We start from the raw sequence: 10,686 nt of genomic DNA, 5'->3' as shown, positions 1-10,686 counted from the left end.
CGCTGCGTCGCAGCGACCGGAATCGCCTCTAGGCGAAACACCGACGGTTGCTGAGACGCTAGTCGCGTTTGCGAGCGGTGACGCGGTGGAAGTGCAATTGGACTTCGCGATCGACGACGCGTCGGACGCCTTCGGCCAGACACGCCGGTTCATTTTCTTTTTCGCCGCGGGCGATGATGGTTTCCAGGCTGGTGCCCGGATCGACGCTGAAGGTGCGTTGGTTGATCGTCTGGTTTCCCGCATCGAGTTCGGGAATGATGAAATGGCAGGTCGCGCCGTAGGTCAGCATCCGCGCGGCAAAGGCATCGTGGTAGGGTCGGAATCCGGGAAAGCCCGGCAGCAGCCCGTGATGCAGGTTGATGATGCGTCCGCCGGCGAATTGCCAGCAGGTGCTCGGCGGCAGCACGCGCATGTAGCGAGCCAGGATCACGTAATCGACATCGTACTGATCCAGCAGGCGAATCATCTCGGCATCGTCGGCTTTTCCGGTCTCGTCACCGATGCGGTGAAAAGGAACGTCAAACTCCTCGGCCAGTGGGGCGAGTTTCTTGCGGTTGGACAAGATCACAGAGGCTTCGGCGGCGATCCGCCCGTCACGAATCGATTCCAGGATCGCCCGAGGGGTGTGTTCGACGTAGGTGCAGCAGATCGCCAGACGGGGCGTTTTTCGTCGGTCCGGGCTCCACACCCGGATCGCCAATCCGGTCTGGTCGCCGATTTGTCGCATGGCCGACTGCAGCGTCTTGAAATGTCCCTGATCGATGGAAATCCGGCACAACATCGCGAACAACTGTTCTTCGTCGTGGTCATACATTTGGATTTCGGTGATCCGTGCCCCCTGGCCGGTGACATGGTGAATGATCGGATCGGCCAACCCGACATTGTCAGGCCCGAGTGCAGTGATGACGACTTCCATTAAACTGATTCCTCTGATATCCACATTGTCGCTCGAAAACCACTTTTGTTCCATCCCAGCCCGGAAGCCGTGAACGCAACACCCCCCGCCAGTCCCGCCGCGTTACCGATTCGTATGAAACGCGATCAAGTGCCCCAAGGCGAGAATTTGTGCGATCATTGCACCGCCAAGTGCTGTCACTATTTTGCGTTGCCGATCGACCAGCCTGCCGGCCGCAAGGATTTTGACTATATCCGCTGGTACCTGCTGCACGACAGGGCAACGATCTTCGTGGAAGACCACAGCTGGTATTTGCTGGTTCACACGACCTGCAAACACCTCCAGGACGACCACCGATGTGGCATCTATGAAACCCGACCTCAGATTTGTCGCGATTACACCACCGACGAATGCGAGTTTGATGACGATTGGTGCTACGAACAGTATTTCGAGACCCCCGAGCAAATCGACGAGTATGCCGATGCGCTGTACGGGCCCCAATTTCCGGCGCCCGATCAGGATCCGAAAGACTCGCTGCGGAGCCGGCGCCCGAGTGGTTTGCCGGTGGTGAGTTAAGGTCGATTTGCAACTTCGATCACGACGCAGTCGCGGTCGCCATCCTCTGATCGCTCGCCTGCTCTGGCGACTCGTCGGAGCCTTTCGCGCCACACTGTCCAACAACAACCCCCAACCCGATGTCATTGATTAAACCACGAACGCTGAACGGATTTCGCGACTACTTGCCGGCGGTCATGATCCCGCGCGAACGATTGATGGAAACCGCGCGTGGCGTGTTTCGTTCCTACGGGTTCGCGCCGATCGACACGCCGACGCTGGAGTATCTGGAGATCCTGACCGGTAAGGGCAGCGATGAAACCGACCGTCAGATCTACCGCTTTGAAGACAACGGCGGGCGGGCCGTCGGCATGCGGTTCGATTTAACGGTTCCCTTGGCGCGTTTCGCCGCCCAACACATCAACCAACTCGGCACGCCCTTCAAACGGTACCACATCGCTCCGGTGTGGCGCGGCGAACGACCCCAGGCGGGACGGTATCGCGAGTTCGTGCAATGCGACTTCGATACGATCGGGACTCGCAATGTGATGGCCGACATCGAAACCGTCGCCGTGATCAACCGTCTGCTCAGCTCGATCGGATTCGACGCCTTCACCATCAGCGTCAACAACCGAGCGGTGTTGACGGAGTTGTTGCGTCATTTGGATCTGGCCGATCAGAGCGTCGCGGTCCTCCGCTGTCTGGACAAACTCGGCAAGATCGGGCGCGACAAGGTTGCCGCGGAGATGTGCGAGGTTGCCGACGTGACCGCCGCCCAAGCGGATAAGGTGTTGCAACTGGCCGAACTCGATGGCCAAGCCGAGTCGATCTTTGAAGCCCTGCCGGCGATCACCGGCGGCAGTGACGCAGCGTTGCTTGCGATCGATCGATTGAAAGACGTGTTCACCGGCGCGCTCGCGGCCGGTGTTCCACGCGGTCGGATCAAAATCGACGTCTCAATCGCGCGCGGGTTGGATTATTACACCGGCGTCATCTTCGAAACCACATTGAATGATTTGCCCTCGATCGGCAGTGTCTGTAGCGGTGGCCGATACGACAACTTGGCGGGGCTGTACACCAAGCAGGAACTGCCCGGCATCGGGGCGTCACTGGGATTGGATCGGCTGCTCGCGGCCATGGAATCGCTGCGGATGCTGCCCGACGCGGCGACACCGGCCCCCGTGTTGATCGCCTACTTTGACGCCGATCACCGAGACAATTATTTGAGGCTGTCGGCGCACCTGCGCGAGGCGGGGATCGCCAACGAGGTGTTCCCCGACCCCAAGAAACTGAGTGTCCAACTGAAATACGCCGACTCCCACGGTTTTCGCGTCGCGCTGATCGCCGGGGGCAACGAGTGGGGGGCCGGCACGGTGCAAGTCAAAACGCTGGCAACGAAGGAATCGACTGAGGTCGCCTATTGCCACGAGCGGCCCGAGGAACTGACCCGTTGCCTCCATCGAATTCTTGCTGAGGAGTTACAATAGATCGTCTCGGGCTCTCCTTTTCGCCATCCTCAAGGCCCTATGTCTACCGTCGCCCCACCCGTCACGCCCTCCAAACGCTCGGTTGATCCGTCCCAGGGCGCGGAGTCTGCCAAACGCACGGCCGCCGAGCAGTTGATCGAGCAGCGGATCGAAGAGGCGCGTCGCGCATTGTGGTGGAGCGAATTGACGCGAACGGGGCTGATGGTCGTGATCGGTTCGATGCTGGCTTTGTTGGTGTGGCTGGTGGTGGATCATTGGGTTTATTCGCCGGGACCGATCGTTCGCTCGGCCAGCTTTGTCGCCTTGGTCACGTTGGCGTGCTGGTATTTGATCCGCCGAGCTTGGCCCGTAATGACCTCGCGCGTCACGCGTGAATACGCCGCCTGGGCGCTGGAGCAAGACCACCCCGATTATCGGCAACAATTGACCAGCTACGTCACGCTCCATGATGGCGATTCGCGACGCGGTGTCCGCGCCCGCGTCTTGCGGGCGATCGGAACGCGAGCCGCATCGCTGCTGAAGTCGCACGACGTGCTGCCGCGTGAAGCCACCGGGACATTCAAATGGTGGATCACCGCCGCGGCGGTGTTCGCGGTGTTGGCCGCCTATTGCGTCGGGTCGCCGAAAAGCTCGCTCGCGTCGGCCAAACGATTAGCGATTCCGCTGGCCGCGATCGATCCCGCACGACGGGTCGAGATTCGTGATGTCCGCCCCGGTGATGCCGAAGCGCTGGCGGGCCGTGATTTAGAGGTTTCCGCCGACGTCGACGGACTCCGCGATGGCGAACCGGTGATGTGTCGCTGGTCGACCGACGGAACGCCCCGGGAAGCGGAACTGGAACTCGACCCCAGTTCGAATCGTTTCGTCGGAACACTCCGTTTGGATCATGCCGCGTCGGGGATCGTTCGCTACAGCGTCCAGGCCGGTGACGCGGTCGCCGGGCCGTTTGAATTGTCGGTCGAGAATGTTCCGGTCGTCGCCATCGAGAGCGTGCGTTATCAGCCGCCGGCCTATACCCGGCGAAAACCCCGCACGACATCCAGCCCCGCGATCACGGCCATCGATGGGACAAAGATCCGGATCACCGCCAAAACCAACCGGCCGATTGCCAGGGCCGAGTTGCAATTCAACCCGAAATCATTCGGCGACAACGTGCGGGCCACCGCGGGACGCACCCCGATCGCAATCGGTGACGATGGAGTCACGTTGACGTCCGATGTGACACTCCGCTGTGCCCGCGGCAAGACCGCGGCGGTGGAACTGGAAAGTTACCGAATCCGCGTCTGGGATTCCAACGAGCAATCGAACCCCGATCCGATCATCTATCCGATCAAGGTCATCGCCGATCTGCCGCCGGAAGTCGCGATCGTGGTGCCCACGAAATCGCCGATCGAAGTCCCGGTCGGCGCACAACAGATGATTGAAGTCCACGCCATGGATGCCGACTTCGAGCTGCAACGCGTCACGCTGCGGATCGAGCGCGGCATCGACACGCTGGAAGATCCCGTCATCTGGATCAAACCCGAAAACGGAAACGGTAAGGGCAATCAGGTGATGGAATATCGCTTCCGCCCGCTGGAGCATCTGCTCCGCGCCGGCGACGTGGTCCGCATCTCGGCGACCGCGATCGACAATCGCAACATCCCCGGCGATCCCAACGTCCAGCCGAATCAAGCCAGCACCGACCCGATCGAGATTCGGATCGTCGAAGACGCCGAACCGCTGCCCCAGGACCCGACCGGCAATGACGGCCTGTCGGCGCCCGACGATCGGCCTGCCAGCGATGTCGAACAATCCCAGCAGGGTGAGGGGCAACAGAGCTCGGGCGGCGAAGGTGCGCAGGGGCAAGGCGGTCAAAGCCAGGGGGATCCGAGCCAGGGATCCGAAGGCCAAAGCAGCGGCGGCGAAGGTTCCGGCGGCAGCGAGTCGAGCGGCGAGAAGCAGGATCCGAGCGAGGGAGAACAGGGAGAAAGTTCGCCGCAACCGTCCGGCGATGCAAGCTCGGGCGACGGCGCTACCGGCCGATCGGACGCCGAAGGACAGCCCCCAACCGAAGGCCAGCCGGGTACCGAAGGCCAGCCGGGTACCGAAGGCCAGCCGGGTACCGAAGGCCAGCCGGGTACCGAAGGCCAGCCGGGTACCGAAGGACAGCCGGGCAGCAGCGATCCGTCGAACCCCGGCGGGCAATCGCCCGCGGGTGAGCCAACCGATCCGAACAGCAGCGATCCCCCGCCGTCTCCCTCAACCGACCAACAGCCGGAGGGACAATCCCCAGCCAACGACGGGGCCCAAGACACGCAGGACACGCAAGGAACCGGTCAATCGGATGGCTCCATGCAAGACGCGGGCGATGGCAGCGGAACGTCGAACCCCAACGGGTCGGAACCGAATTCGACCGACGGTGCCGATTCGTCCAGTGGCGATGGCGATTCGTCCAGCGGCGATGGCGATTCGTCCAGCGGCGACAGCGCCGGATCCGAATCGCAATCGCCCTCCGGCGGAGAGCCATCCAAGGCGCCACCGGAACACGACGGCCAAGCCTTTGAACGGATCAAGGATTACCTCGAAAAACAAAAGCAAAATCAATCCCGTGATGGCTCACCGGCCGACCCAAATCAGTCGCCCCAAGACGAGGGTTCCGCTGGCGACTCCGAGTCGGTCGACGAAGGAGCTGGCGATACCAAATCCCCGAAGTCGGATGCGGGAGAACAGGAGTCGTCCCAGGGCAAGTCAGCCGGCGAGCAGGCAGCCGGTCAAGAGCAAAGCGGGAGTGGCGATTCTTCACAGACCGATCCCGACAACGGCCAACAGGGGACCGACGAACAGGCGGCGGGCGAACAGGGAGCCGGCGAACAAGGAACCGGCGAACAGGGAGCCGGCGAACAGGAGGCGGGTGAGCAAGGTACTGGCGAACAAGGTTCAGGAGACCAGGAATCCGGAGCAGCACCCGACGGCGGGAAGACCGAGGGGCAAGACCCGAGTGGATCCGAATCAGGGGATCCGAAAGGGCAACCGGACCCAGCGAGCGGGTCGAAGGCTGAAAGCGGGTCGCGTGACGGAGCGGATTCGCCTGCCCCGTCGGGTTCAAGCCAAAGCGGTGATCCGCCGCGGGGTCAATCACCATCGACGCCGTCCCCCGATGCTTCCTCCGGCAGCCAAGGCAGCGGCACGGGCACAGCACCCGCATCCGGCGACGCGGCCGCCGAACCACCGCCCCCGCCGGATTTGGAGTACGCGAAAAAGGCGACCGACATGGTGTTAGACTACTTGGACGAGACGCGCGACCAGGTGGATGACGACCTGTTGAAGGAATTGGACTGGACCGAGCAAGATCTGCAGCGATTCCGCGAGCGTTGGGAAAAGGTTCGCCAGTTGGACCAACCGACTCAGCCGGCTGATTCGACCAACGAGCTGCAAGAGGCCCTCCGCAGTCTCGGCTTGCAGCCGAGCGATTCACCCGCCCCGTCGACCCGCGACGCCGCCGATTCGCTCCGCAACCTGCGCGATTCCGGCAACCGCCGGCAAGCGCCTCCGGCGATCCGCGACGCCTTCGATGCCTTCCGCCGCCGCAAGTGACCCTTGCCCGCTCGTTCCCAGGCTCCGGCCTGGGAACGCAATGGCCGCGAGGCTCCGCCTCGCGATGCGGAGGCAGAGCTTGTGAACAAGAGGAAGTGGGGTAAGCATCCTGCTTGCCACCTCCGCCGGCTTCGCCGGCGACCGTGTGAGGCGGAGCCCAGGCTCCATCCTGGGAACGCAATGGCCGCGAGGCTCCGCCTCGCGATGCGGAGGCAGAGCTTGTGAACAAGAGGAAGTGGGGTAAGCATCCTGCTTGCCACCTCCGCCGGCTTCGCCGGCGACCGTGTGAGGCGGAGCCCAGGCTCCGGCCTGGGAAAGCAATGGCCGCGAGGCTCCGCCTCGCGATGCGGAGGCAGAGCTTGTGAACAAGAGGAAGTGGGGTAAGCATCCTGCTTGCCACCCCCGCCGGCTTCGCCGGCGACCGTGTGAGGCGGAGCCCAGGCTCCGGCCTGGGAACGCAATGGCCGCGAGGCTCCGCCTCGCGATGCGGAGGCAGAGCTTGTGAACAAGAGGAAGTGGGGTAAGCATCCTGCTTGCCACCCCCGCCGGCTCCGCCGGCGACCGTGTGAGGCGGAGCCCAGGCTCCATCCTGGGAACGCAATAGCCGCGAGGCTCGGAGTGTCGATTCTATTACTGCAAGATTCATGGCTCCCTTCTCCCCCACAAATCGTAACAAGCTTGCTTGTCGATTTGTGGGGGAGAAGGGCTGGGGATGAGCCAATCCCAGTGCGATTACAGCGTGCCGCCTTCGGTGGCGGTGAACTCGGCGAACACCGGCAGGTGGCTGCTGACGGCTTCGGCCTGGCTGAGATTCAGGTTGAACAGCCGCAAGAAGTCGATCGGTCCGCCGCGGCCGACGAACTCGTTGGTTCGATTGCGGTCGACCAGAAGGTTGCACGTCTGATGGCGGCTAAAGATGTCGGTCGTCGTGCTGTTCACCGCGGCGACGACGTCGCCGCCCATCACGCGCGGAATCAAATACGAATCGTCGGCTTGAAACAGTCCGGCCATCACGACATCGTCTTCGCCCCGACCGTCCGCCCGCACCGAGGCAAAGATGCCGGGTAACAGAGCGACCTCGACCGGTGCACGCGCCAAGTTGATGCGGACGTTGACGACCGAGAACGTCCATGCCGAATCGACGGTGGGTTGGGCGGCGCGAAACCAGACGACCAATGGATCGTAGGTCATTTGGTTTTCCGGATCGGCGACGGTGTAGGTTTGCGAGCGATCGATTTGAACTCGATTGACATTGAACAAGATCGCCAACTGTTCGGATCGATCGGTCGGTCCGGACGGTGCGCCCAACGCGAAATCGAAGCTGCGTCCGCCCTCGTTGATCTCGTCCACCAACCGCGGGATCAGGTCGCGTTCGGCTGCGGTGACCTGTTGCAGCGCGATGACGTCAAACTTGCCAATCATACGAATCAGGTTCAACCGGCAATGTTCGCTGGCCAGTTTGCTCGGTCCAAACCCGCTGAGCGCCCACGATCCGATTCGCAGGTTGCGGACGTTTCGGTTGGCTTCGACCGAGCGGGCGACGAACGGTGCCGGCGCGACCGATCCGCCGGTCGAAAGCCCGTTTCGTTGGTTCGCCGAGACGAACAACAGATCATCGAGCGGATCGGGCGAGTCTGCCGATTCCTCCGATTTGGGAGTGATCGTCAGTTGATCCAGTCCCGCGATCTGGAAGTGCTGGGAAAAGTAGATCGCTGCGCCGGCGAGGATGCAGATCGTGACCAGCATCAAGAACGGGCCCGTTCGTCGTTGTTCTTCCATTTGATGAAAAGGATACGCGCACATGGTCTGCCGCCTTGGTGAGCAGAGTCGCCACTGTCACGCGAGAGGGGTCGGCAAGGATTGGAGAGACACACGAGGTGAGCGCAGACACGCCCACCTCGGACATCGGCAGCCGCGTCCGAGAGGATCCAAAGGGACGCCGCAATTGTCGGGTTCGACGGAGGTTCCGGTCGGGAAAACCGTCACGACTGGTGCAAGCTTCATGCCCTCGCTTCGCTCAACCCTCAAGAAACACATAGGAAAAATGCTTCACAGCGTTGGGCTGCCGGGGGGCGAAGAAAGGACGATCGGATCGTTCCCATTCCTTGCCATGCCTCATTTGACGCGATACCGGATATCATCGAAGGAAAGAAGGCGTTTCAAATCAACGACTTTCACAAGTACCTCGCCGAATCGAAGTGCCGGGTGAAAAAATGACGGCGACATCAATGCTTCACGACCCAGGCAAAGGCTCCACGACCTCGGGGCCGGCGAAGCATCGCATTTTTGCGGTCCACCAGAAATTCGATCACTTCGGCTCGGCCAAAACGCCAGTTCGAATCGCCACCGGCACCATGAAAGATTGCCAGCTTTTGATGCCAAATCAACGCCCAGTCTGGCTTTCCGCCCCGCTGTGACTTTCCGGCCCACTGCGCCCCACTACTATTTTGCCTCGCCATCGGCCCGACCCCCTCTGCGAAGCTGGATTGCTAGCCCACTCCAGACCAGCCTCTTGCTGTGGAGGGGCAAGGTCAACCCCTGTTGTTGCGGTTTTCTCAGAAAACCGGATAATTCGACGATCACTTATCGCCGAGCCGGGGATAATGCCGCCCAATTCTTATCCACCCGGGGATAAGGCGGCCGATAAGACCCCCGGCCCGCGAGACCGGGTGATAAACAAGTTCGCCGACGGCAGTTGATGCTTGAAATCAAATGGATCCCATCAGCTTAGTATCATTTTTCCTTCTGCTGCGATCATTCGCACAAGGCGCGAAAGTGCAAGCTGAGGAAGACGAAGAGCTGATTTCGATGTTACCCCCAGAATTCCACGCTCAAATTCGCAGTACTGGAAAGCGAATCCTTCGTCTGGGATATGTCGGCGTTGCAACTTCGCTGGTTTTCGTTCCTATCGCGGCGCCATTCGTCGCCTATTTGGTTGACGGCATCTCAGTGTCCGATGCTTTTTTTCGCGGGGTTCTGCTTTTGTGCTTCGCACCTATGACATTCTTTCTTGGCGCCTACTGGGGGCTATCGCTCGGGATGTTGACTTCTCCTCGTTGGTATCTTGGAACCGAACTCGGCTTGCGCTGGCGCGAAATGTGTGGCGCTGATTCCGTGTCTGCGTGCCGGCTTATATCCCTAACTGTGTCGGTCGTTGGCACTGGCTGCTACGTGCTGCTATTTTGGTTGACGCGGGCGATGGCGCCGTTTACGTGATCTGCGGCGAACCATGCGATGATACGGAGCGGCGGTGGTCGCCGTTTTCGCAGGGGTTAAGTCTCTCGCCGCCGCCCGCATATCGCAACCGTTCGCCCATAGAACCCCATGCCCATACCTGATGCCCACCGAGCCGTAGTGGAGGACATAAAGGTACGCGACTATCTTCTCAATTTGTCGCATCCTGACGGTGGGGCAAAGGCGATCTGGTTCCACTCGCTCGGTTACCACCGCGACAAATGGCAGGATCTCGTCGACGATTTACTCGCCATCGCCCAAAACTGCACGACATTTGATACCGAAATCACTCGCTTTGGCGTAAAATACAAAGCATTGGGTACTGTCGGGCGTTCCGAACACCGTCCCGGTGTGGTTCTGACGGTCTGGATCGTCGAAGACGACGATCCCCCACGACTGGTCACTGCGTATCCGGAATGACTGCCATGATTGCTGAATACTCGCTCGTTGTCCTTGACGCTGAACCGCCCCACGAGAAACTCACTCGTGGTGACGTGGGAACCGTCGTACACGTCTACAAGGACGGCAAGGGATATGAGGTGGAATTCGTCGATGGTGGTGGCCAAACAATTGCGTTGGTAACGGTTGGTTCCGACGATGTACGGCCCATCGGGGCTGGTGAGTTACTCCACACTCGCAAGACTGCGTAGGGGCGAACCATGGGTTGCAACGGAGACCGCGAGTTGACGTTTTTGCAGTCGTAAGTCGTTCGCGCGGCCCCGCTGAACCCCGCCGTTCACGCTGCCAACCGACGCCTGGCTGCCACGGCCTACGTCTTCTTTTGTGTCTTCTCGTGCTTTTTGTGGCAAGTGATCTGCGGCGGTTTGACTGGTGCGCTGACGTACTTGCTGGAAGGGCTCACGCAAAGTCGCCAAGCCGCAAAGATTAGAACCCATTCCTTGGCGGCTTGGCGCCTTTGCGTGGTCCTTGTTCCCCTTG

9 protein-coding genes are annotated in these 10,686 nt (G+C 61.1%); 7 read left to right on the top strand and 2 right to left on the bottom strand.

What is annotated here, in order from left to right; translation table 11 throughout:
• Positions 1-58: 58 nt before the first annotated feature.
• Positions 59-916: a formyltetrahydrofolate deformylase gene (locus NZK35_RS33080; protein WP_259636804.1), complete on the bottom strand. Its 858-nt coding sequence runs from the start codon at positions 914-916 to the stop codon at positions 59-61.
• Positions 917-1,030: 114 nt separating this feature from the next.
• On the opposite strand from NZK35_RS33080, the gene NZK35_RS33075 reads away from it, so the two are divergent.
• The 3 genes from NZK35_RS33075 (at position 1,031) to NZK35_RS33065 (ending at position 6,513) form a co-directional block, all read left to right on the top strand.
• Positions 1,031-1,471 (top strand): YkgJ family cysteine cluster protein, encoded by a 441-nt coding sequence (locus NZK35_RS33075; protein ID WP_259636806.1) that lies wholly within the window; start codon positions 1,031-1,033, stop codon positions 1,469-1,471.
• Positions 1,472-1,596: 125 nt separating this feature from the next.
• Positions 1,597-2,937, top strand: coding sequence for a histidine--tRNA ligase (gene hisS / locus NZK35_RS33070; RefSeq protein WP_259636805.1), 1,341 nt, complete (start codon positions 1,597-1,599; stop codon positions 2,935-2,937).
• Between the two features lie 39 nt (positions 2,938-2,976).
• Positions 2,977-6,513, top strand: coding sequence for a hypothetical protein (locus tag NZK35_RS33065; RefSeq protein ID WP_259636803.1), 3,537 nt, complete (start codon positions 2,977-2,979; stop codon positions 6,511-6,513).
• A 732-nt stretch (positions 6,514-7,245) separates the two neighbouring features.
• Here the strand turns inward: NZK35_RS33065 and NZK35_RS33060 are convergent.
• Complete coding sequence (locus tag NZK35_RS33060; protein WP_259636802.1) at positions 7,246-8,316, bottom strand: exonuclease/endonuclease/phosphatase family protein; 1,071 nt, start codon at positions 8,314-8,316, stop codon at positions 7,246-7,248.
• A gap of 395 nt (positions 8,317-8,711) precedes the next feature.
• Here NZK35_RS33060 and NZK35_RS33055 point away from each other — a divergent pair, with 395 nt between their 5' ends.
• The 4 genes from NZK35_RS33055 to NZK35_RS33040 all read left to right on the top strand — a co-directional run bounded on the left by NZK35_RS33055 (position 8,712) and on the right by NZK35_RS33040 (position 10,397).
• Complete coding sequence (locus NZK35_RS33055; protein WP_259636801.1) at positions 8,712-8,930, top strand: hypothetical protein; 219 nt, start codon at positions 8,712-8,714, stop codon at positions 8,928-8,930.
• 295 nt (positions 8,931-9,225) lie between these two features.
• Positions 9,226-9,729 carry a hypothetical protein gene (locus tag NZK35_RS33050; protein ID WP_259636800.1) on the top strand — a complete coding sequence of 168 codons (504 nt, stop codon included), beginning with the start codon at positions 9,226-9,228 and terminating at the stop codon, positions 9,727-9,729.
• Between the two features lie 108 nt (positions 9,730-9,837).
• On the top strand, positions 9,838-10,167 hold the full coding sequence (locus NZK35_RS33045; protein WP_259636799.1) for a DUF6883 domain-containing protein: 330 nt from the start codon (positions 9,838-9,840) through the stop codon (positions 10,165-10,167).
• A 5-nt stretch (positions 10,168-10,172) separates the two neighbouring features.
• On the top strand, positions 10,173-10,397 hold the full coding sequence (locus NZK35_RS33040; protein ID WP_259636798.1) for a DUF4926 domain-containing protein: 225 nt from the start codon (positions 10,173-10,175) through the stop codon (positions 10,395-10,397).
• Positions 10,398-10,686: the final 289 nt, after the last annotated feature.

This window comes from Stieleria sedimenti (assembly GCF_025060895.1).
GTDB classification, from domain to species: domain Bacteria; phylum Planctomycetota; class Planctomycetia; order Pirellulales; family Pirellulaceae; genus Stieleria; species Stieleria sedimenti.
This window is presented reverse-complemented; position numbering and strand designations above follow the sequence as displayed.

What these genes read in the sequence shown, in the direction of transcription:
- NZK35_RS33080 (WP_259636804.1), bottom strand. Translation starts at nt 916, where the DNA reads ATGGAAGTCGTCATCACTGCACTCGGGCCTGACAATGTCGGGTTGGCC.
- NZK35_RS33075 (WP_259636806.1), top strand. Translation starts at nt 1,031, where the DNA reads ATGAAACGCGATCAAGTGCCCCAAGGCGAGAATTTGTGCGATCATTGC.
- NZK35_RS33065 (WP_259636803.1), top strand. Translation starts at nt 2,977, where the DNA reads ATGTCTACCGTCGCCCCACCCGTCACGCCCTCCAAACGCTCGGTTGAT.
- NZK35_RS33060 (WP_259636802.1), bottom strand. Translation starts at nt 8,316, where the DNA reads ATGTGCGCGTATCCTTTTCATCAAATGGAAGAACAACGACGAACGGGC.
- NZK35_RS33050 (WP_259636800.1), top strand. Translation starts at nt 9,226, where the DNA reads ATGGATCCCATCAGCTTAGTATCATTTTTCCTTCTGCTGCGATCATTC.
- NZK35_RS33045 (WP_259636799.1), top strand. Translation starts at nt 9,838, where the DNA reads ATGCCCATACCTGATGCCCACCGAGCCGTAGTGGAGGACATAAAGGTA.
- NZK35_RS33040 (WP_259636798.1), top strand. Translation starts at nt 10,173, where the DNA reads ATGATTGCTGAATACTCGCTCGTTGTCCTTGACGCTGAACCGCCCCAC.